15 protein-coding genes are annotated in these 22,619 nt (G+C 74.9%); 12 read left to right on the forward strand and 3 right to left on the reverse strand.

The features are described from left to right. Nucleotides 1-100 precede the first annotated feature (100 nt). The 7 genes from O2W16_RS07420 to O2W16_RS07450 are packed head-to-tail and all read left to right on the forward strand — an operon-like array spanning nt 101 to nt 11,721. On the forward strand, nt 101-1,042 hold the full coding sequence (locus O2W16_RS07420; RefSeq protein ID WP_269158176.1) for an ABC transporter permease: 942 nt from the start codon (nt 101-103) through the stop codon (nt 1,040-1,042). Continuing rightward, nucleotides 1,039-3,045 (forward strand): dipeptide/oligopeptide/nickel ABC transporter permease/ATP-binding protein, encoded by a 2,007-nt coding sequence (locus tag O2W16_RS07425; protein ID WP_269158177.1) that lies wholly within the window; start codon nt 1,039-1,041, stop codon nt 3,043-3,045. The genes O2W16_RS07420 and O2W16_RS07425 overlap by 4 nt, the downstream gene beginning before the upstream one ends. Further along, nucleotides 3,042-4,064 carry an oligopeptide/dipeptide ABC transporter ATP-binding protein gene (locus O2W16_RS07430; RefSeq protein WP_269158178.1) on the forward strand — a complete coding sequence of 341 codons (1,023 nt, stop codon included), beginning with the start codon at nt 3,042-3,044 and terminating at the stop codon, nt 4,062-4,064. Before O2W16_RS07425 ends, O2W16_RS07430 begins: the two co-directional genes overlap by 4 nt. Then, on the forward strand, nt 4,061-6,718 hold the full coding sequence (locus O2W16_RS07435; RefSeq protein WP_269158179.1) for a family 78 glycoside hydrolase catalytic domain: 2,658 nt from the start codon (nt 4,061-4,063) through the stop codon (nt 6,716-6,718). Before O2W16_RS07430 ends, O2W16_RS07435 begins: the two co-directional genes overlap by 4 nt. After that, nucleotides 6,715-9,351: a glycoside hydrolase family 78 protein gene (locus O2W16_RS07440; protein ID WP_269158180.1), complete on the forward strand. Its 2,637-nt coding sequence runs from the start codon at nt 6,715-6,717 to the stop codon at nt 9,349-9,351. The genes O2W16_RS07435 and O2W16_RS07440 overlap by 4 nt, the downstream gene beginning before the upstream one ends. A gap of 11 nt (nt 9,352-9,362) precedes the next feature. After that, nucleotides 9,363-10,859: a glycoside hydrolase family 43 protein gene (locus O2W16_RS07445; RefSeq protein WP_269158181.1), complete on the forward strand. Its 1,497-nt coding sequence runs from the start codon at nt 9,363-9,365 to the stop codon at nt 10,857-10,859. 16 nt (nt 10,860-10,875) lie between these two features. After that, nucleotides 10,876-11,721 carry a nucleoside hydrolase gene (locus O2W16_RS07450; protein ID WP_269158182.1) on the forward strand — a complete coding sequence of 282 codons (846 nt, stop codon included), beginning with the start codon at nt 10,876-10,878 and terminating at the stop codon, nt 11,719-11,721. A gap of 7 nt (nt 11,722-11,728) precedes the next feature. Here O2W16_RS07450 and O2W16_RS07455 read toward each other — a convergent pair whose 3' ends face one another. After that, entirely contained in the window at nt 11,729-12,481 is a 753-nt protein-coding gene (locus O2W16_RS07455; protein WP_269158183.1) for an SDR family NAD(P)-dependent oxidoreductase, read from the reverse strand. Nucleotides 12,482-12,712: 231 nt separating this feature from the next. On the opposite strand from O2W16_RS07455, the gene O2W16_RS07460 reads away from it, so the two are divergent. From O2W16_RS07460 to O2W16_RS07480, 5 genes are all read left to right on the forward strand, one after another. Next, nucleotides 12,713-15,121 (forward strand): glycoside hydrolase family 2 TIM barrel-domain containing protein, encoded by a 2,409-nt coding sequence (locus O2W16_RS07460; RefSeq protein ID WP_269158184.1) that lies wholly within the window; start codon nt 12,713-12,715, stop codon nt 15,119-15,121. Nucleotides 15,122-15,196: 75 nt separating this feature from the next. Then, on the forward strand, nt 15,197-15,784 hold the full coding sequence (locus O2W16_RS07465) for a DUF1349 domain-containing protein (RefSeq protein WP_269158185.1): 588 nt from the start codon (nt 15,197-15,199) through the stop codon (nt 15,782-15,784). Nucleotides 15,785-15,846: 62 nt separating this feature from the next. Further along, on the forward strand, nt 15,847-18,078 hold the full coding sequence (locus O2W16_RS07470; protein ID WP_269158186.1) for a glycoside hydrolase family 3 C-terminal domain-containing protein: 2,232 nt from the start codon (nt 15,847-15,849) through the stop codon (nt 18,076-18,078). Further along, nucleotides 18,075-18,866: an SGNH/GDSL hydrolase family protein gene (locus tag O2W16_RS07475; RefSeq protein WP_269158187.1), complete on the forward strand. Its 792-nt coding sequence runs from the start codon at nt 18,075-18,077 to the stop codon at nt 18,864-18,866. Before O2W16_RS07470 ends, O2W16_RS07475 begins: the two co-directional genes overlap by 4 nt. 74 nt (nt 18,867-18,940) lie before the next feature. Beyond that, complete coding sequence (locus O2W16_RS07480; protein WP_269158188.1) at nt 18,941-19,957, forward strand: zinc-dependent alcohol dehydrogenase family protein; 1,017 nt, start codon at nt 18,941-18,943, stop codon at nt 19,955-19,957. A 4-nt stretch (nt 19,958-19,961) separates the two neighbouring features. Here O2W16_RS07480 and O2W16_RS07485 read toward each other — a convergent pair whose 3' ends face one another. Next, nucleotides 19,962-20,909 carry a nucleoside hydrolase gene (locus O2W16_RS07485; RefSeq protein WP_269158189.1) on the reverse strand — a complete coding sequence of 316 codons (948 nt, stop codon included), beginning with the start codon at nt 20,907-20,909 and terminating at the stop codon, nt 19,962-19,964. A gap of 3 nt (nt 20,910-20,912) precedes the next feature. Then, nucleotides 20,913-22,604, reverse strand: a complete 1,692-nt coding sequence (locus O2W16_RS07490; RefSeq protein ID WP_269158190.1) for an MDR family MFS transporter — start codon at nt 22,602-22,604, stop codon at nt 20,913-20,915. Nucleotides 22,605-22,619: the final 15 nt, after the last annotated feature.

A 22,619-nucleotide genomic window follows, 5' to 3' on the forward strand; every position in this document is an offset into this window, starting at 1 on the left:
GCCGCCCGGCACCGGCCGGGGGCCGCGGGACGTCCCGCGGCCACCGGCCCCTCTCGCACCGTTCCCTGGCCCGTGCACCCGTACGCCGAAGGACCCCGTGATGCTCGCTTTCCTCGCCCGGCGGATGGCCATGGCCATCGGCACGGTGCTCGCCGCGGTGGTGATCAGCTTCCTGCTGGTGCACGCCACCGACACCTCCCCGGGCGCGGTCCGGCTGGGCACGAACGCGACCCCGGAGCGGATCGTCGCGGAGAACGAGGCGCTGGGCTGGAACCGCCCGCTGCCCACCCAGTTCTTCGACTACCTCGGTGACCTGGTGCGGGGTGACCTGGGCACCTCGCTCATCGACGGTCGCTCGATCGCCGCCGACCTCGCCGACCGGGTGCCGGTGACGGCGTCGATCGCGCTGTTCGCCACCCTCCTCTCCGGTGTCCTCGGCGTCGTCCTGGGCGTCACCGCGGCCGTCCGCGGTGGCCGGCTGGCCCGCCTGATCACCACCGGCAGCGGGGTGGCGCTGTCCCTGCCGGTCTTCTGGGTCGGCATCCTGTTGGTCTACGTGCTGGCGCTCCAGCTGGGGTGGCTGCCCGCCACCGGGTACGTGCCGTTCACCGTGGACCCGGTCGGGTGGTTCACCAGCCTGCTCATCCCGGTGCTCGCGCTGACCATCGGCGGGGCGGCGATCGTCGCGCGGACGGCGAACGCCGGCCTGCGGCAGGCGCTGGCCCAGGAGCACGTGCGGACGCTGCGTGCGATGGGCACGCCGGAGTGGCGGATCCGTTACGTGCACGCCCTGCGGTTCGCCAGCCTCCCCGTCGTCTCGGTGCTCGGCATCCAGTTCATCGCCCTCTTCGGCGGCTCGGTGATCATCGAGAACCTCTTCGCACTGCCCGGGCTGGGGCAGGCCGGACAGGCCGCCGCGGCCTCCAGCGACTTCCCGGCCCTGGTCGGCGTCGTGGTGGTGGCCACCGTCGTCGTCGTGCTCATCAACCTGCTGCTCGACCTGTTCGTGGCGGCACTGGACCCGAAGGTGCGTGCATCGTGAGCGTGCTCCCGCTGGACGCCGCCGACGGCGTCACGGAGGACCCCGGCCCGCCGGCCCGCCGGCGCGTGCCCGAGGTGCTCCGCCGGCCTGGTGGGCTGCTGGCCGCCGGCTGGCTGCTGTTCATGGTCGTGGCGTCGCTGACCGCACCGTGGTGGCGCCCCTACGGCGTCGCCGAGCAGGACCTCGCCAACCGGCTGGCGCTGCCGTCGGCCGAGCACTGGTTGGGCACCGACCCGCTCGGCCGGGACCTGCTCAGCCGGATCTTCACCGCCGGCACCGAGCCGCTGCTCTCCTCCGCGGTGACCGTCCTGGTCGCCTTCGGGATCGGCCTGCCGCTGGCCCTGATCGCCGCCGAGCGCGGGCCCCGCGTCGAGCGGGTGATCAGCCGGGTGACCGAGGTGTTCCTCGCGCTGCCCTCGACGATCCTGCTGCTGGCCGTCATCGGCGTGATCGGGGTGCGGATCTTCATCATCATGGCCGTCCTCGGCGTGCTGATCTCCGCCGCGGTCTACCGGGTGATGCTCGGCGTGGCCCAGTCGGTCCGCACCCGGCTCTTCGTGGACGCCGCCCGGGTCAACGGTCTGGGCTCGCTGCGGGTGAACGTGGTCCACGTGCTGCCGTCGATGGCCACCGTCATCGCCGTGCAGGCGGCCCAGCTGTACGGGATCGGCCTGCTCATCGTCGCGGGCCTGGCCTTCCTCGGCTTCGGTCCGGCCGAGCCCGACCCCAGCTGGGGGTTCATGATCCAGGACGCGTCGTCCTACGTGTTCAACGCGCCGTGGCTGATGGTGCCCACCGGGCTGGTCCTCGCGCTCACCGTGATCGCCGCCAACGAGCTGGCCGACGCGATCGCGGGCAAGGCCGCGGGGGAGGCCGCACCGGCCCGCCGGCGGCGCCGGTCGCCGGCGCGGACCGCCCCGCTCGACGGCGCGGCGGAGCTCGCCCCGGCCGACCCGGCCGCCGTCCTGGAGGTCCGGGACCTCACCATCTCCGTCGACGACGGCGCCGACCTGGTCACCGGGGTCTCGTTCGCGCTGCGGCCGGGCCGGGTGCTCGGTCTGGTCGGTGAGTCCGGGTGCGGCAAGACGATGACCGCGCGGTCGCTGCTCGGTCTGCTGCCCGACGGTGTGTCGGTGCGCGGCGGGGCGATCCACTGGCGTGGTCAGGACCTGGTCGGTCGCACGGAGAAGGAGCTGAGCGCTGTCCGGGGGCGGGAGATCGCGCTGATCTCCCAGGAGCCGATGGTGGCGCTGGACCCGATGTTCTCCGTCGCCTACCAGCTCACCCAGCCGATCCGCCGGTTCCGCGGCGTCGGCCGGGGCGAGGCGCGGCGGATCGCCGCGGAGCTGCTGCGCAACGTGGGCATCGTCGACGCCGAGCGGGTGCTGGGGAGCTACCCGCACCAGCTCTCCGGCGGCATGGCCCAGCGCGTGTGCATCGCGCTGGCGCTCACCGGTGAGCCGGACCTGCTGATCGCCGACGAGCCGACGACCGCGCTGGACGTCACCGTGCAGGCGGAGATCCTCACCCTGCTGCGGGCGCTGGTCCAGGACACCGGGCTGTCGGTGGTGGTCGTCAGCCACGACCTCGGGGTCGTCGCCGACATCTGCGACGACGTGGCCGTGATGTACGCCGGCGCGGTGGTCGAGTCCGGCACCACGGCCGCCGTCCTCGACGCGCCGGAGCACCCGTACACCCAGGCGCTGCTGGCGGCGAACCCGCACGTGCCCGACGGCGTCGCGGTGCCGGTGCGGCTGGCGTCGATCCCCGGGACGGTGCCCCCGCCCGGCTCATGGCCGGCCGGCTGCCGGTTCGCCACCCGCTGCCAGTTCGCCCAGGACCAGTGCCGGTCCCCGTTCCCGGCCCGGCCTGCCCACGCCACCGGCTCGGTGCTCTGCGTCCGGGCCGACGAGCTCGCCGACGCCCACGTCAGCTGGGACGCCGACCACGTCGGTGCGGCGCAGGCCCCCGCCACCACCCCGACCGCAGGAGCGTCCCGATGACCGCGCTGGCCGACCCCACCCGCGAGGTCCACCCGGGCGAGCAGGCACCCGCACTCCGGGTCCGCGACCTGGTCGTCCGCTACGGCTCGGGTCGCCGGGCGCGCAGCACCCCGCCGGCGGTGGACGGCGTCAGCTTCGACATCGCGCCCGGGGAGACGCTCGGCCTGGTCGGGGAGTCCGGGTCGGGCAAGTCCACGATCGGCAAGGCGGTCCTGGGCCTGCAGCGACCGACCGCCGGCACGGTCGAGGTGGCCGGGCAGGACGTCACCGCCATGTCGCTCAAGCAGCGCAGCCGCCAGGTGGCGGACCTGCGGGTGGTCTTCCAGGACCCGTACTCCTCGCTGAACCCCGCCCGCACCATCGGCCAGACCCTGGTCGAGCCGCTGCGGCTGATGGGCGTGACCGGCGCCGAGGCGCTGGCCCGGGCCCGGTCCGGGCTGGAGTCCGTGGGCCTCCCGGCCGAGGCCGTGGACCGTCGCCCGGCGCAGTTCTCCGGGGGCCAGCGGCAGCGCATCGCCATCGCCCGGGCGCTGGTCTGCGACCCCAAGGTGGTCGTGCTGGACGAGCCGGTGTCCGCCCTGGACCTGTCCACCCAGGCGCAGGTGCTCAACCTGCTGGCCGACCTCCGCGACCAGCGCGGGCTGTCCTTCCTCTTCATCGCCCACGACCTGGGCGTGGTGCGCTTCCTGTCCCAGCGCACCGTCGTCCTCTACCGCGGCCAGGTCATGGAGACCGGCCCGGCCGAGCAGGTGGCCCAACAGCCCCGGCACCCGTACACCCTGGCGCTGACCGCGGCGGCTCCGGTGCCGCGCCCCGCCGAGCAGGCCGCGCGTCGTGCGGCCCGGGAGGCCGCCGGCTTCGGCACCGCGGGCGCCGCCTCCCCGTCGGTCACCGGCTGCCCCTTCGTGCCGCGCTGCCCGTTCTCCACCGACGTCTGTGTGGAGCAGCGGCCGCCGCTCCGGCTGCTCGACGGCTCGCTCACCGCCTGCCACCACGCCGAGCGGGTCCCCAGGCCGTGAGGGAGGACCCCCCTGCCCCCCACCACCTGCGGGTCGAGCACCTCGACCAGGCACTCGGCATCCGGAGCAGCACGCCGCGGCTGTCCTGGCAGCTGCCGGCCGGTGCCCGCGAGCAGCTGGCCGCCCGGATCACCACCGACACCGGCTGGGACACCGGCTGGGTGGAGCACGACCGGAGCCTGCTGGTGCCCTACGCCGGTCCGCCGCTGGGGTCGTGCCAGCGGGTGCAGTGGCGGGTGGCGGTCCGCACCGACCTCGGCGAGAGCCCCGCGTCGGAGCCGGCGTGGTTCGAGACCGGCCTGCTGTGGGCCGAGGACTGGCAGGCCGCGTGGGTCGAGCCGGGGGAGATGCCCGGTGGCCTGCCCGGGGAGCGGCCCGCCGCGCTGCTGCGGTACGAGTTCGACGTCGACCGGCCGGTCGTCGCCGCCCGGCTGCACGCCACCGCCCAGGGGCTGTACGAGGCGTTCCTCAACGGGCAGCGCGCCGGCGACGCCGAGCTGACCCCCGGCTTCACCCAGTACGACGTCCGGCTGCAGGTGCAGACGATCGACGTCACCGCCGCCGTCCGGCCCGGCCGCAACGCGCTGGCCGTGGTGCTGGCCGACGGCTGGTTCCGCGGCCAGATCGGCATCCTGCGCGCCGCCGACCAGTGGGGCGACCGGCTCGCGCTGCTCGCCCAGCTGCACCTGGTGCACGCCGACGGCAGCGTCACCGTCGTCGGCACCGGACCCGGCTGGCGCAGCGCCGCCGGGCACGTGGTGGCCGCCGACCTGATCGCCGGTGAGCGGGTCGACCTGCGCCGGCTGCCGCGGGGCTGGGACGTCCCGGGCTTCGACGACGCCGGCTGGGCGCCGGTGGGCGTCGTCCACCACGGCTACGCCGGCCTGGTCGACTCCCCGGCGCCGCCGGTGCGCCGGGTCGAGGAGCTCACCCCGGTGTCGGTCACCCGGCTGCCGAGCGGGGCGCACGTCGTCGACCTGGGACAGAACGTCAACGGCTGGGTGCGGCTCACCGACCTGGGCCCGGCGAACACCACCCTCACGCTGACCCACGGCGAGTGGCTCGGCCCCGACGGCGACGTCACCACCGACCACCTCCGACCGGCCGTGCCGTTCCTGCCGGAGCCGCTGCCGGCCGGCCAGGTCGACCAGGTGGTGTCCGCAGGGGTGCCGGGCGAGGTCTTCGAACCGCGGCGGACGACGCACGGCTTCCGGTACGTGCGCATCGAGGGGCACCCCGGTGAGCTGACCGCCGACGACGTCCGCGGCGTCGTCGTGCACACCGACCTGCGCCGCACCGGCTGGTTCTCCTGCAGCGACGAGCGGGTTGATCGCTTCCACGAGGCCGCCGTCTGGAGCCTGCGCGGCAACGTCTGCGACGTCCCCACCGACTGCCCGCACCGGGAGCGCGCCGGCTGGACCGGGGACTGGCAGCTCTACGTGCCCACCGCTGCGTTCCTCTACGACGTCGCCGGGTTCTCCACCAAGTGGCTGCGCGACGTCGCCGCCGACCAGTGGCCCGACGGCACGATCGCCAACATCAGCCCGTCCTCCCGCAGCGAGGGGCGGGAGGGCCCGGTCGCGGCGATGAACGGCTCGGCCGGCTGGGGCGACGCCGCGGTCATCGTGCCCTGGGAGCTGTACCGCGCCTACGGCGACGACCAGGTGCTCGCCGAGCTGTGGCCGATGATGGTCGGCTGGCTGGACCGGGTGGAACGGATGGCCCGCGAGCACCGGCACCCGGCCCGGGTCGCGCGCCGGCCGGACCCCGCGCCGCACGAGCGGTTCCTCTGGGACACCGGCTTCCACTGGGGCGAGTGGCTGGTGCCGGGGGAGGACATCGGAGACTTCGGCGCCTTCGCCGCGGCTGACAAGAGCGAGGTGGCGACGGCGTACTACGCGCACAGCGCCGGCTTGCTGAGCCGGATCGCGGCGGTCCTCGGCCGGACGGCGGACGCCGACCGCTACGCCGGGCTGGCCGCCGAGGTGCGCGCCGCCTGGCAGGCGGAGTACCTGGACTCCGAGGGGCGGCTGGTGCCCGACACCCAGGCCGACCACGTGCGCGCGCTCGCCTTCGACCTCGTCCCTGAGGAGCTGCGGCCCGCCGTCGCCGAGCGGCTGGTCGAGCTGGTCCGCAAGGCCGACACCCACCTCGGCACCGGGTTCCTGGCCACCCCGTACCTGCTGCCGGTGCTCGCCGACGCCGGGCACCTCGACGTCGCCTACGAGCTGCTGCTCTCCGACACCGAGCCGTCCTGGCTGACCATGGTCGACCGCGGCGCGACCACCGTCTGGGAACGCTGGGACGGCGTGGACGCCGACGGGGTGCCGCACGAGTCGCTCAACCACTACAGCAAGGGCGCGGTCGTCTCCTTCCTGCACCGGTACACCGCCGGCATCGAGCTGATCGAGCCCGCCTACCGCCGGTTCCGGGTGCAGCCGCGCCCGGGTGGCGGCCTGACCAGCGCCGAGGCGGCGCACGAGTCGCCGTACGGCCGGATCGAGGTGGCGTGGCACGTCACGGACGGCGCGCTGCACCTGCGCGTCGCCGTCCCCGCCGGCACCGAGGCGACCGTCGTCCTGCCCGACGGCACCACGGCATCCGCCGGCCCCGGCGAGCACACGTCCACGACCACCTTGGAGCAGCCCGCATGAGCGACCTGACCGTCACGCCCGTCACCGTCGAGCACCACCGCGAGCCGCTGGGCATCGGGGACACCCGGCCGCGGCTGTCCTGGGTGTCCCGGACCGACCTCGACGGCTGGCGGCAGGCCGCGTACGAGCTGGAGATCGCATCCGAAGACGGCCCGGTCTGGTCGTCGGGCCGGGTGGAGTCCGACGAGTCGGTGCTGGTGCCCTGGGGTGCCCCCGAGCTGACCAGCCGGGAACGGCGCGCGATCCGCGTGCGGGTGTGGGGCGCCGGTGCGAGCGAGCCGTCGGCGTGGAGCGAGGACACCGTCGTCGAGGCCGGCCTGCTGGCGCCGGCCGACTGGACCGCGACGCTGGTCCAGCCGGTGCTGCCGGCCGGCTCCGGCGACGAGCCGGCCGCACTGCTGCGCCGGGAGTTCACCCTCGACCAGCCGGTGGCCCGGGCCCGGCTGTACGCCACCGCGCAGGGGGTCTACGAGGCCGAGTTGAACGGGTCGGTCGTCGGCGACCACGTGCTGGCGCCGGGCTGGACCAGCTACCACCACCGGCTGCGCTACCAGACCCACGACGTCACGGCGCTGCTGACCGAGGGCGCCAACGCACTCGGCGTGCACCTGGCCCAGGGCTGGTTCGCCGGCCCACTGGGCTTCACCGGGAAGCGGGCCTTCTACGGCGACCGGACCGGCGCTCTCGTCCAGCTCGAGGTCGAGCACCCCGACGGCAGCCGCACCGTCGTCACCAGCGACGGCTCCTGGCGGTCGGCGCCCAGCCCGCTCACCCGGGCCGGGCTCTACGCCGGCGAGACCCTCGACGCCCGCCGGGAGCTCCCCGGCTGGTCGCGGCCGGCCTTCGACGACGGCAGTTGGACGCCGGTGGAGACCGGGACGCTGGACGTCGCCACCCTCGTCGCCCCGACCGGGCCGCCGGTGCGCCGCACCGAGGTCCTGCCGGTGCGGGAGGTCAGCACCTCGCCGTCGGGGAGGACGCTGGTCGACTTCGGCCAGAACCTGGTCGGCCGCCTCCGTCTGACGCTGCCGGATGCACCGGCCGGCACCGAGGTCACCATCCGGCACGCCGAGGTGCTCGAGCACGGCGAGCTGGGCACCCGCCCGCTGCGCGGGGCCGACGCCACCGACGTCGTCGTGCTGGACGGGCAGGGCCCCCGCACCTGGGAGCCGCGCTTCACCTTCCACGGCTTCCGGTACGCCGAGGTGAGTGGCTGGCCGGGTGAGCTGACCGCCGATGACCTCGAGGCCGTCGTCGTGCACACCGACCTGCGCCGCACCGGCACCTTCGAGTGCTCCGACCCGGACGTGACCCGGCTGCACGAGAACGTCGTCTGGGGGATGCGTGGCAACTTCCTCGACGTCCCCACCGACTGCCCGCAGCGCGACGAGCGGCTGGGCTGGACCGGCGACCTCCAGGTCTTCGCGCCGTCCGCCTCCTTCCTCTACGACACCACCGGCATGCTCCGCTCCTGGCTGGCCGACCTCGCGGTCGAGCAGCAGGTGGACCACGACGGCATCGTCCCGATGTACGTGCCGTTCCTGCCGCTGCTGCCGTTCCCGCAGCAGGCGGAGGTGGGCTGGGGCGACGCGGCCGTCGTCGTCCCGTGGGTGCTGTACCAGCGCACCGGGGACGCCGGTCTGCTCGCCGACCAGTGGGGCTCCATGACCGCCTGGATCGACGCCTTCGCCGCGCGGGCCGGGGCCGACCTGGACTTCCCCGAGGGCGGGTTCTCCTTCGGTGACTGGCTGGACTCCGCCGCGCCGCCGGACAACCCCGCCGCGGCGCGCACCCCGTGGCAGTGCGTCGCCACCGCCTACCTCGCCCGGTCGGCGCGCACGGTCGCGCAGGTCGCGGCGGTGCTGGGCCGGGACGGCACCCGGTTCGCCGATCTCGCCGAGCGGGCGGCGCAGCGGTTCCGCGCCGAGTACGTCTCCCCGAACGGCCGGGTCGCCTACCCGTCGCAGACGGCGTACGCCCTGGCCCTGGAGTTCGACCTGCTCACCGCCGACCAGCGGGCGCACGCCGGCCGGCTGCTGGCCGAGCAGGTGCTGAAGGACGGGTTCCACATCGCCAGCGGCTTCCTCGGCACGCCGCTGGTGACCGACGCGCTCACGAACGCCGGGGAGCTGGCCACCGCCTACGAGCTGCTGCTGCAGCGGCAAAGCCCGTCCTGGCTGTACCCGGTGACGATGGGCGCGACGACGATCTGGGAGCGCTGGGACTCGATGCTCCCCGACGGGTCGATCAACCCCGGGGACATGACGTCGTTCAACCACTACGCGTTCGGGGCGGTGGCCGACTGGCTGCACCGCACCGTCGCCGGCCTCGCCCCGGCGGGGCCCGGCTACCGGCGGCTGCGGGTGGCGCCGCGGCCCGGCCCCGGCCTCACCTCCGCCGCCGCCACCCACGAGACGCCGTACGGGACGGCGGCGGTCTCCTGGACCCTCGACGGCGCCGAGCTGACCCTGGAGCTCACCGTCCCGCCGAACACGACCGCCGAGGTGTCGCTGCCCGACGGCAGCGCACCGGTCGAGGTGGCCGCCGGGCGGCACTGGTTCACCCGCACGGTCACCGTCCCGCCGCCGGTGGAGAAGCCCGCGCTGTTCTTCGACCCGGACGCCCACCAGTGACGTCAGCGCCCGTGACCCCGGCGCCCGTCGTCCCCGGCTTCCACCCGGACCCCAGCGTCTGCCGGGTCGACGACACGTACTGGATGGTGCACTCGAGCTTCGAGTACGCCCCCGGCGTGCCGCTGTTCCGCTCGACCGACCTGGTGTCCTGGGAGCAGGTCGGGCACGTGCTGGCCCGCCCGTCGCAGCTGGACGTCTCGGCAGCTCCCGACTCGGGCGGCATCACCGCCTGCACGATCCGCCACCACGACGGCCGGTTCTGGATGATCACCACCAACCTGGCCGACGGTGGCTGGCAGACGCTGGTCACCGCCGAGGACCCGCTGGGTGAGTGGTCGGAGCCGGTCCGGATGGACGAGGTCCGCGGGATCGACCCGGACCTGGCCTGGGACGCCGACGGCACGCTGCTGGTCACCTACGCGGGCTTCGGCGCCGGCGGGCCGGCCGGGGTCGTGCAGCAGGCCGTCGACCCGGTCACCGGGTGGGCGCTGACCGAGCGGCGGCACGTGTGGCAGGGCACCGGAGGCCGGTTCCCGGAGGGCCCGCATCTGTACCGGGTCGGCGGGTACTGGTACCTGCTGATCGCCGAGGGCGGCACCGAGCGCGGCCACGCGGTGACCATCGCGCGTGGCCCGTCGCCGTCCGGGCCGTGGGAGGCCTGCCCGCACAACCCGCTGCTCACCCACCGGGGCGTCGAACACCCGGTGCAGAACACCGGGCACGCCGACCTGGTGCAGCGGCCCGACGGCAGCTGGGCGATCGTCTTCCACGGCGTCCGGCCGCGCGGGGCGAGCCCGCAGTTCCACGTCCTGGGTCGGGAGACCTTCGCCGCCGAGGTGGTGTGGGAGGACGGCTGGCCCCGGCTGGGGGAGTGGCTGACGCCGGCCGCCGGGCCGGCGGAGGTCGAGGAGCTGGCCGGCGCCGGGCTGCCGGTCTCCTGGGTGTCGCCGCGCCGGTTCCCCGGCGAGGTGCTCACCCGGGGCGAGGGCGGCTGGCGGCTCACCGCCGGGGCCGCCGACCCGGCCTCGGACGACGCCGCCTTCGCCGGCCGCCGGCAGGAGCACCTGTACTGCCGGGCCCGTGCGGTCGTGGCGGCGGACGGCGACGGCGTCGGTGGCCTGTCCGTGCGGATGGACCCCCGCCACCGCCTCGACCTCCAGGTCGCCGGGGACGTGGTGCGCGCGGTCGCGCAGGTCGGCCCGCTGCGGTCGCTGCTGGGTGAGGTCGCCGTCCCGGCCGGGGACGTCGCGCTGGAGGTCCGGGCCGTCCCGTCCGAGGGCCACTTCTCCTCGACCGCGCTCGGCCCGGACCAACTGGTCGCCGGGGTCGTGGACGCCGACGGCGGGTTCACCGAGCTCGGTCGGATCGACGGCCGCTACGTCTCCACCGAGGTGGCCGGTGGGATGACCGGCCGGATGCTCGGCGTCTGGTGCTCCTCCGGGTCGGTCGTCGTCCGCTCGTTCCGCTACGCCGGTGCCGACGACCCGGCCGCCGTCCCCACCGCCTGACCCCTGGAGGAAGCACGTGTCCCTGCGCATCACCGAGCGGTGCCGCGTCGTCGTCGACAACGACTGGGCCGGTGACCCCGACGGTCTGGTCGCCCTGGCCCACCACCTGCTCAGCGCCGCGAACCGGGTGGTGGCGGTGACCAGCTCGCACCTCAGCCCGCTGTTCGGCCCGCCCGAGGGCACGGCAGCCGCTGGCGCCCGGCGCGCGCGGGAGCTGGTCGAGCTGGTCGGCACCCAGCGGCCGGTGGTGGCCGCCGGGTGCGACGTGCCGATCGGCGGCGGTGACACCTCGTCGGCGGCCGCGGACGCCATCGTCGCCGAGGCGCGGCGGGACGACGCGCTGCCGCTCGTCGTGGTCTGCGCGGGCCCGCTGACGAACGTGGCCCAGGCGCTGCGGCAGGCCCCGGACATCGCCGCCCGGTTGACCCTGATCTGGGTCGGTGGGGCGCTGGACGCCGACGCGTTCGAGTACAACCGGGACACCGACGCCGAGGCCGCCCGCGAGGTGCAGGCCCGCGACGACCTGGCGATCTCGCAGTTCCCGCTGGAGACCTACCGGCGCTGCACGTACTCGGTGGCGGAGCTGGAGCAGGACGTGGGCGGCGCCGGGCGGCTGGGTGCCTGGCTGTGGCGGCAGTACGTCGAGCTGCCGATCCCCGACTTCGTGGAGCAGGGGGAGACCTGGCCGCTCGGCGACAGCCCGCCGGTCCTGGTCACCGCCCTCGACGACGTGGCCTGCACGTGGACGGAGTCCCCGGACCAGCCGGGACGCCGGGTGTGCACCGACGTCGACCTCCGCCTGCTGGTCGCCGACCTGCTCGCCCGGCTGCGGCTGCACGAGCGCCGGAGCCGGGAGGCCTGAGCACGGCTCAGAGGGTGGTCATGCCGCCGTCGACGGCGAAGGTGGCGCCGGTGGCGAACGCCGACTCGTCGCTGGCGAGGAACACCAGGACGCCCTCCGGGTCGCCGGTCGTGCCGGCGCGGCCCATCGGGATCCGGCCGACGATCGCGGCCCGGGCCTCGGGGTCGGCGGTCAGGGTGCTGACCAGCCCGGTCTCGGTGTACGGCGGGACGACGGTGTTCACCCGGATGCCCCGGCGGGCGTAGGCGGCGGCGACCGTGCGGGCCAGCCCGTGCATGCCGGCCTTGGACGAGGCGTAGGCGGTGAACTCCGCTCCCTCGCCGCGGACGGCGGTGGGGCTGCCGGTGAACACGATCGAGCCGCCACCGACGCCCAGCATCCCGCGGACGGCGTGCTTCACGGTCAGGAACGCCCCGGTCAGGTTGACCTCATGGGTGCGCCGCCAGACGTCGAGGTCCAGGTCGGCGACCTCGGCGTCCTGGCCGAACAGCTGCACCCCGGCGTTGACGACGACGACGTCGGGCACCCACCCGTCCGCGGCGAGTGCGCCGAAGCCACCGGCGACGCTCTCCTCGTCGGTGACGTCCATCGGCACCGCGCGCCCACCCGACGCCGCGGCGGCCGCCTCGGCACCGCCGGCGTCGCGGTCGGCGTAGGCCACGCGCGCCCCCTCGGCGGCGAACCGGTCGGCCACCGCCCGCCCGATCCCCGCCGCGGCTCCGGTCACCAACGCCGTCTTCCCTGCCAGTCGCCCGTCCACGTCAGCAGCCTGCCGCTGCGCCACCCGGGCCGGGAGATCGCCTGCCGGTCAATGGGAAGGCGGTCCTCGGGGGCGACGGCGGTCACCGAGGATGGCGGCTGCGCGGGTCCCGGTGGCCATCCAGCAGACGGCGGATGGCCGGCCATGTCGGGCCGCGCGTGAGCATGGGGCGCTCCAGCCAGGACGCCATCCGTCGCGTGCTGACCTCGTTCCCCACTCGAGAGGGCAGCCATGCGCCGCACCCCGTTCACCGCCGGCTGGCAGTTCCGGCCGCACGCCAACTCCTTCGCCGAGATGCACGGCGCCGCCCAGCCGTGGCGGGACGTCGTGCTGCCGCACGACGCGACCCTCGGCCAGCCGCGCGATGCCGAGCACGGCCCCGCCGCGGGCTACTTCCCGCCCACCGCCGTGGAGTACCGGGCGGTGCTGCCGGTGACCGGCGACGACCACGACCAGGTGCTCGCCCTGCACTTCCAGGGCGTGTACCGCTCGGCCCGGGTGCTGGTGAACGGTCAGCTCGCCGCCACCTGGTCGTCGGGCTGGACCGAGGCCGTCGTCCCGCTGGCCGACCACCTCCGGTACGACGGGACCGACGAGGTGCGCGTGCTGTGCCGGGCCGGCCGGGACGCCCGCTGGTACGCCGGGGCTGGCATCCACCGTCCGGTGCACCTGCTGCGCGGCCCGCTGGTGCACCTGGCCGCCGACGGTGTCCGGGTGGTCACCGAGGAGCTCGACGGCTCGCGCGCCGTCGTCTCGGTCGCCTCGACCGTCGTGCACGCCGGGCGGGGACTGGCCAGCCGGACCGTGCGTGTCCGGCTGGTCGACGACGCCGGGGCCGTGGTGGCCGAGGCTGTCTCGCCGGTCACCGTGCTGCCGGGGGAGCCCGCCGTCGTCCGCCAGCGGCTGCTGGTGGCCGACCCGGCGCCGTGGAGCCCGACGTCGCCGCGGCTGCACACCGTCGAGGCGGTGCTGCTCGACGGCGACGTCGAGACCGACACCGAGACGGTCACCACCGGCCTGCGGACCCTGTCCCTGGACCCCGAGCGGGGACTGCGGATCAACGGCCAGACGGTGCTGCTGCGTGGGGCCTGCGTGCACAGCGACAACGGCGTGCTGGGCTCGGCCGCGATCGGCCGGGCCGACGAACGTCGGGTGGAGCTGCTGGCGGCGGCCGGGTTCAACGCACTGCGCAGCTCGCACAACCCGATGAGCCGGGCGATGCTCGCCGCCTGCGACCGGGTGGGCGTGCTGGTGATGGACGAGCTCACCGACACCTGGACCCAGGGCAAGTCCACCGAGGACGACGCCGGCCACTTCGCCGACACCTGGCGGTCCGACGTCGCCTCCATGGTCCGGCGTGGGGCCAACCACCCCAGCATCGTGCTGTGGTCCATCGGCAACGAGATCCCCGAGGTGTCCGACCCGCGCGGCGCGCTGTGGTCGCGCCGGCTGGCCGAGGCCGTCCGTGCCGAGGACCCCACCCGGTTCGTCACGAACGGGGTCAACGCGATGCTGGCCGTCATCGAGGAGGCCCGGGGGCCCCAGGCAGCCGAGCTGGGCATCAACACGATGCTCACCGACATGGGCGAGTTCATGGACCACCTGTCGGGCACCGAGCTGGTCGCCCGGCGCACCGAGGAGTCCTTCGACGTGCTCGACGTCGCCGGGATGAACTACATGGAGGCCCGGTACGCGATCGACCGGGAGCTGTTCCCGCGCCGGGTGATCGTGGGCTCGGAGACCTTCGCCACCAAGAGCGACCGGCTCTGGCGACTGGTCCAGGACCACCCGCACGTCATCGGCGACTTCACCTGGACCGGCTGGGACTACCTCGGCGAGGCCGGCGTCGGCCGGGTCGCCGACAGCGAGGACCCGGCCGCCGGCGGCTTCCACGGGCCCTTCCCGTGGCTGCTGGCCTGGTGCGGCGACCTCGACATCACCGGGCACCGCCGGCCGGCGTCCTACTACCGGGAGACCGTGTTCGGGCTGCGCACCGCACCGGCGATCGTCGTCGTCCGGCCCGAGCGGTCGGGGCGGACGACGGTCTCGACGCCGTGGGCGTGGGCGGACTCGGTGGCCGACTGGGCCTTCACCGGTGCCGAGGGCGTCCCGCTGACCGTCGAGGTCTACAGCGACGCCGAGGAGGTGGAGTTGCTGCTGGGCAACCGGTCGCTGGGCACCGCCCCGGCGGGGGAGGCCCACCGGTTCCGGGCGGAGTTCACCGTGCCGTGGGCCCCGGAGGACCTGGTGGCCGTGGCCCGCACGGGCGGCGCAGAGACCGGGCGCACGGTCCTGCGGCCGGCGTCGGGACCGGTCGGGCTCGTGGCCACCGCCGACCGCACGGTGCTGCGGGCCGACGACGCAGACCTGGCCTTCGTCGCGATCGCGCTCACCGACGTCGCCGGGACCGTCGCACTCGGGGTGGACCGCGAGGTCACGGTGACCGTCGAGGGGGCGGGCACGCTGGTCGGGCTGGGCAGCGCGGCGCCGGCGACGGCGGAGTCCTACCTCGACGCCGTGCACACGACCTTCGACGGCCGGGCGCTCGCCGTCGTCCGCCCGACCGGCCCGGGGACCATCACCGTGACGGCGACGGCCGAGGGCTGCGCCCCGGTCACCGTGTCGGTCGAGGCCCGCTGACGTGCGTCCCGTTGCGGTGTCGCCACGGGGTACACCGCAACGGGACGCACCTCGACGCGCGGCTACCGTGCCGGCATGACGGACGACGGCAGCCGGGTCCAGCCGTGGGGCGCGGGCACGTGGACGACGCCGCCGGTCTCGGCCACCGAGGACGGCACCGACCTGCTGGTCACCGCCGCGGAGGGCAGCGACGCCTGGCGGCACACCTCCTACGGCTTCGTCCACGACGACGCCCACGCGTTGCTGGGCCCGCTGGACGGTGCGGTCGAGGTGACCGTCGACGTCGACTTCGACCAGCAGTTCGACCAGGCCGGGCTCATGCTGCGAGCCGGCGCGGAGACCTGGCTGAAGGCCGGCGTCGAGTTCTCGGACGGGTCGCCGCAGCTCGGCGCCGTCGTCACCCTCGGGCACTCGGACTGGTCGGTCGCCCCGGTGCCGGACTGGGCCGGCCGCCGGGTCACCGTCCGGGCCAGCCGGGCCGGCGACGCGGTGACCGTCCGGGCGCGGGTGGACGACGAGCCGTTCCGGCTGGTCCGGGTCGCCTGGTTCCCGCCGGACGCCGAGGTGCAGGCCGGGCCGTACTGCTGCGCCCCGACCCGGGCCGGCCTCGTCGTCCGCTTCCGACGCTGGACGACCGGGCCGGCGGACGCCGCTCTGCACTGAACCCCTCCCGCTGGATGGCATGTGCGGCGACGCGGGCGGCCGGCGGTCGGCAGGATCGGGGAGTGACTGCCACCACCCCGTCCGACCCGACCGCGCTGCCGCTGGAGCAGAAGGCGGCCCTCCTCTCCGGCCAGGACTTCTGGTCCACCCCGCCGGTCGAGGCGGCCGGCCTGCCGTCGGTGGTGCTCACCGACGGTCCCCACGGCGTCCGCCGGCAGGTGGGCGACCTCGACCAGATCGGCCTGCTGGAGAGCGTGCCGGCCACCTGCTTCCCGCCCGCCGTCGCCGTGGGGTCCAGCTGGGACCCGGAGACCGCCGAGCGGATCGGGGCGGCGATCGGGGTCGAGGCGCGCGCGATCGGCGTCCCCGTCGTCCTCGGACCGGGGGTGAACATCAAGCGGTCGCCGCTGTGCGGGCGCAACTTCGAGTACTACTCCGAGGACCCGCTGCTGGCCGGGGTGCTCGGCGCCGCGCACGTCCGCGGCCAGCAGGGGGCGGGCGTAGGCGCGTCGGTGAAGCACTTCGCGGCCAACAACCAGGAGACCCAGCGCATGCAGGTCAGCGCGGACGTCGACGAGCGCACGCTGCGCGAGATCTACCTGCCGGCCTTCGAGCGGGTGGTCACCGAGGCCCAGCCGGCCACCGTCATGTGCGCCTACAACAAGGTGAACGGGGTCTACGCCTCGCAGCACCACTGGCTGCTCACCGAGGTGCTGCGCGAGGAGTGGGGCTTCACCGGGGCCGTCGTCTCCGACTGGGGTGCGGTCGACGACCGGGTCGCCGCACTCGAGGCGGGCCTGGACCTGCAGATGCCCGGTGACCACGGCGCCGGCAACGCCCTGGTGGTGGACGCCGTCCGCAACGGGCGGCTGGACGAGGCCGTCGTCGACCGCAGCGTCCGCCGGGTCGCCGCACTGGCCGGGTACGCCAGCGAGCCGACCGACGGGTTCGACGCCGACGCCCACCACGCGCTGGCCCGCGAGCTCGCGACCGGCTGCGCGGTGCTGCTGAAGAACGACGGCGGCGCGCTGCCGCTGGCCGCCGGGCAGCGGGTCGCCGTGGTCGGCGAGTTCGCCCGCACGCCGCGGTTCCAGGGCGGCGGCAGCTCGCACGTCAACGCCACCCGGGTCGACGACGCGCTCACCGCGCTGCAGGCCGTGCACCCGGACCTCGCCTTCGCGCCCGGCTACGCCCTCGACGGCGCCGGCGACGCCACCGCGCTGCGGGAGGAGGCCGTCGGCCTGGCCCGGGACGCCGGCGTCACCGTGGTCTTCGCCGGGCTGGCCGAGGCCGACGAGACCGAGGGCGTCGACCGCACCCATCTCGACCTGCCCGCGGCGCAGGTCGAGCTGATCCGCGCGGTGGCCGCGGTCAGCGCCCGCACGGTCGTCGTCCTCTCCTCCGGCAGCGTGGTCTCCCTGGAGGGCTGGCACGACGACGTCGACGCCGTGCTCGCCGGCTTCCTGCTCGGCCAGGCCGGCGGCAGCGCGCTGGCCGACCTGCTCACCGGCGCCGCCGACCCGTCGGGCCGGCTGGCCGAGACCATCCCGCTGCGGCTGGCGGACACCCCGAGCTTCCTCGACTTCCCAGGGGAGCAGGGACACGTCCGCTACGCCGAGGGCGTGATGGTCGGCTACCGCCAGTTCGTCACCGTCGACCGCTCGGTGCGGTACCCGTTCGGCCACGGGCTGAGCTACACGACGTTCACCACGAGCGACCTGCAGGTCTGGGCCGTCGGCGACGACGCGGCCACGGTGACCCTGACGGTGACCAACACCGGCGCGCGGGCCGGCCGGCACGTCGTGCAGGTCTACGTCGCGACCACCGCCGGACCGGTGCGGCGGCCCGCCCGCGAGCTACGCGCCTTCACCAAGGTCTCGCTGGCGGCGGGGGAGTCGACGACGGTGGCGCTCGAGCTGGACCGCCGGGCGTTCGCCTACTGGGACGTCCGGGAGCACGCCTGGGTCGTCGCGCCGGGGGAGCACACCGTGCAGATCGGTCGCAGCGCCACCGACGTCGTCGACGAGCGCACGATCGACCTCGCCGGGGACGTCGTCGTGCGGGAGCTGACCCTGCAGTCGTCGGTCGCCGAGTGGTTCGAGCACCCGGTCGCCGGCCCGCAGCTGCTGGAGGGCTTCCTGGCGACGATGCCCGAGGGCGCCGCGGAGATGCACGCCGGGATGCTGCAGATGATCGGCTCGATGCCCATGCGGCGCTTCGCCGCGGACTTCGGTGGGGCGATCCCCGCCGCGGAGCTCGAGCGGCTCATGGCGGCGGCCCGGGCCGCCCGGTGACCCGCTACGTCGCCCTGGGCAGCTCCTTCGCCGCCGGCCCCGGCATCGACCCGATCCTGGTCCCCGAGTGCGCCCGGTCGGGCCGCAACTACGCGCAGCTGGCCGCCGAGCGGCTCGGGTACGACCTGGTCGACGTCAGCTCGGGTGGGGCGACGATCGACGACGTCCTCACCCGGCCGCAGGCGCTGTTGGCCGGCGGGACGGTGCCGCCGCAGGTCGACGCGGTCGGCCCGGACGCCGACCTGGTGACCGTGACCGTCGGCGGGAACGACGTCGACTACCTGCTCACCCTGCTGCGCTGCTCGTCCCGGGCCGACCCGGCGGGCGTGCCGCTGCCGGCCCGGGCGTTCTTCAGCACGCCGGTCGACCCGGCCGCGGTGCACGCGGCGCTGGCGGTCCTGCCGGACCGGCTGGCCCAGCTGGTCGGGGAGGTCCGCCGGCGGGCGCCCCGAGCGAGGGTGGTGCTGGTCGACTACCTCACCGTGGTGCCGGAGCAGGCGACGGCCGGCTTCCCGATGAGCGAGGAGCACCGCGTGTTGTGCGCCGACGTCGGCCGGCGGCTGGAGGCGGCGACCGCGGCGGCCGCGCGCGAGGTCGGGGCGGAGCTGGTGACCGCCTCGGCGGCCTCCCGCGACCACGCCGTCGGCTCGCGGGAGCCGTGGGTCACCGGCTGGGTGTTCGGCGACCTGCTGGGCGGCGGGGTCGCCCCGTACCACCCGAACGCGGCCGGGATGCGCGCCGTCGCAGACCTGCTGGTCGAGCAGCTGACGGCCCACCCCGCGCGCTGACCGGCGGTTCGTCCCGGCGGCGGCGGGCAAGGAGGACGGGTCGCACCCGAACCCCCGAGAGGAACACCGCCCCCATGCGCGGAGCAGTCCTGCACGCCCCCGGCGACGTCCGCATCGAGCAGCTCGACGACCCGCGGGTCGTCGAGCCCACCGACGCCGTCGTCCGGGCCTCCGCCACCTGCGTGTGCGGCTCGGACCTGTGGCCCTACCGCGGCATCAACGAGGTGACCGAGCCGACGCCGATCGGGCACGAGTACTGCGGGATCGTCGAGGCGGTCGGCAGCGACGTCACCACGATCCGGCCCGGCCAGTTCGTCATCGTGCCGTTCATCGCCTCGGACGGAACCTGCGCGCACTGCCGGGCCGGCTACCAGAGCGCCTGCGTGAACCGGGTGGGCATCACCGGCGCCCAGGCCGAGCTGCTGCGGGTGCCGCACGCCGACGGCACCCTCGTCGCCACGCCCGAGGTGCCGTCGGCGGAGCTGCTGCCCAGCCTGCTCACCCTGTCCGACGTCATGGCCACCGGCTGGTTCGCCGCCGTCGCCGCCGGGGTGCAGCCGGGGATGACCGTCGCGGTGGTGGGCGACGGCGCCGTCGGGCTGCTCGGCGTGCTGTCGGCCGCCCAGCTAGGGGCCGAGCGGATCATCGCCATGAGCCGGCACGAACCGCGGCAGCGGTTGGCCACCGGGTTCGGCGCGACCGACATCGTGACCGAGCGCGGCGACGAGGGCGTCGCGCGGATCCGGGACCTCACCGGCGGGGTGGGGGCCGACGCCGTCCTGGAGTGCGTGGGCACCGCCGAGTCGATGGACCAGGCCATCCGCTCCACCCGCCCCGGTGGCGGCGTCGGGTTCGTCGGCGTCCCGCACGGCGTGGAGATCACCGGGCGGCAGCTGTTCTCCACCATGGTGCGGCTGCACGGCGGGCCCGCCCCCGTGCGTCGCTTCCTGCCCGACCTGATCGACCGGGTCTGGTCCGGGGCGATCGACCCGGGCCGGGTGTTCGACCTGACCCTGCCGCTGGACCAGGCGGCCGAGGGCTACCGCGCGATGGACGAGCGGCGCGCGGTCAAGGCGCTGCTGACGCCCTGACCGGTCAGGAGCTCGCCTCGGCTCGGGCGTGCAGCTGCACCTTGGCGTACAGGTCCTCGATCATCAGCCGGCAGTCGAGGTGGGTGTAGACGCGCATCGGCCGCGCACCGGGAACGGCGGTGTACTGCCCGTCCGCAGAGATCCCCGGTGTGTCCCGGACGACGTGTCGACTCGAGGAGGGGTCCGGCTCGAACGCCGACTGCAGCGCGGTGAGCAGCACCAGTGGGCTGTCGCCGAGGATGTAGGTCTCGCCGAGGTCGAACCCGTGCTGGATGGCCTCCGTACGGAGGCCGTCCAGCACGGCGAACAGCCGCGCACCCAGCGGCCCGTGCTCGGCCATCCGCAGCTGCAGCTCGGCGAAGGTGGCGAGCGTCTGCCGGTAGGCGTCGCGAGGTACCTGCCAGATCGGGATGGCGGAGTCGCCGAACACGACCGATCCGGCCAGCACGTCGATGAGCAGGTTGTACTCGATCGGCATCGCGCCCGCTGGCGGCTCGGCCAGGCCGGGGTGCTCGGGCCCGCCGATCCAGACCAGCGTGAGCCGCTCGGCGATCCGCGGCTCGATCAGCCAGGCACTGGCGACCTCGGTGAGTCCGGCACCCGCGCAGACGTACAGCGGGCTGTCGACGTCGGTGCGCATGGCCTCGGCGACCAGCGCCTCGGCGGCAGCGGACCGGATCGGCGTCACCCGGTCGGTCAGACCGACGTTGGACCCGGCGAGGACGGGGACGTCGGGGCGGCCGGCCAGCGCGAGCACCTCGCGGGCGAGCTCGGCGGCGTTGTCGGCGGTGGTGTCCGAGGGATCGAAGTGGTCACCGGGCCGCAGGTGCGAACCGATGACCAGCCGCAGGTCGACCGACGGTGAGAGCGCGTGGTGCGCCAGCTGGACGAGGCCGTCGGGGTCGCCGCTGAAGTCGTTGTCGACGACGACGCGGATGCGGGGCTGGTTCATCGGTCAGGCCTCCACGTGAGAAGCGCCCTGGGCGCGGCGTGACGCGTCGTCGTCCTGGCTGCCGCCCTGCTCGACCACCAGGGCGGGCCCGTCGGTCCCGGGGTCGGTGCGCAGGGCGGCCAGCTCCTCCTCCGACGACACCGCCTCGCCGCGGGCGACCATCCCGGCGACCTCGGACAGCGGCACCTCGCGCAGCGCCAGGGCCAGCAGCAGCGCGAGGACCAGGATCGGCACCAGGTACCAGAACACCGGCGCCAGGGCGTCGGCGTAGGCGTCCACGATCGCGGTGCGCAGCGGCTCACCCGCGGCCTCGACCGCCGTCGGCACCAGGGTGTCCGGGGAGGTGATCCCCGCCTGCGCAGCCTGCTCGGGGTTGCCGGCCAGGGCCTCGCCGAGCCGGTCGCCCAGCCGGCTGGTGAACAGCGTGCCGAAGACGGCGACGCCCAGCACCGCACCCACCTCGCGGAAGTAGTTGTTCGTCGAGGTGGCGGTGCCGATCTGCGCCGCCGGGACGGCGTTCTGCGCGGCCAGCACGACGTTCTGCATGATCAGTCCGAGACCGGCGCCGAGCAGGAAGAACATCGCGCCGACGGTCCACAGCGCGGTGTCCCCGGCCAGCGTGGTCATCCAGAGCATCGCGGCGAGGATCAGCGCGACCCCGGCGACGGTGAACACCTTGTAGCGGCCGGTGCGCATGATGACCGCGGCCGAGCTCTGGATGGTCAGGATGATCCCGGCGGTCATCGGCAGCATCAGCAGCCCGGAGTTGGCCGCCGACAGGCCCGAGCTCATCTGCAGGTAGGTGGGCATGAAGGCGATCGCGGAGAACATGCCCAGGCCCACCGCCATCCCCAGCGCGGTGGCCACCACGAAGGTGGGGTTGCCGAACAGCGACAACGGGACGATCGGCTCGACCGCCCGCCGCTCCACCAGCACGAACGCCGCCACCGAGCAGGCGAGCACGGCCAGCAGCGCCAGCACCTGCCAGGAGCCCCAGCCCTCGCTGCCGCCGATGTCGGTGGCCAGCACCAGTGACGTGGTGGCGGCCGACAGGGTGAGGATGCCGGCGAGGTCCAGCGGTGTGGTGTTCCGCTTGCGCGGCAGGGTGAGCGCGAACCAGCCGACGGCGAAGGCGGCCAGCCCGATCGGCACGTTGACCCAGAAGCACCAGCGCCAGCCCAGCGCCGCGCTGTCGGTGAAGAACCCGCCGACCAGCGGCCCGGCGACGGCGGAGAGCCCGAACAGCGCACCGATCGGGCCCATGTACTTCGCCCGCTCCCGGGCCGGGACGATGTCGGCGATGATCGCCTGGGACAGGATCATCAGCCCGCCGCCGCCGAGGCCCTGCACGCCCCGCCAGAACACCAGCCAGCCGAAGTCCGGCGCCAGCGCGGCCCCCAGGCTCGCGGCGGTGAACAGCCCGATGGCCACCAGGAACAGCGTGCGCCGGCCGAACAGGTCGCCGAACTTGCCGTAGACCGGCATGACCAGGGTGGTGGCCAGCAGGTAGGCGGTGGTCATCCAGGCCATGTGCGAGACGCCGCCGAGCTCACCGACGATCGTCGGCATCGCGGTGGAGATGATCGTCTGGTCCAGCGCCGCCATCAGCATGCCGGCCAGCAGGGCGCCGAAGATGGTGTTGATCCGTCGGCGGGTCAGGACGATGGGCGGCGCGGCAGCGGGCGCGCTGGACATGGGTCTCCTCAGGGG

Origin of the sequence: Modestobacter sp. VKM Ac-2984 (assembly GCF_026967985.1) — a bacterium.
Taxonomy (GTDB): Bacteria; Actinomycetota; Actinomycetes; order Mycobacteriales; family Geodermatophilaceae; genus Modestobacter.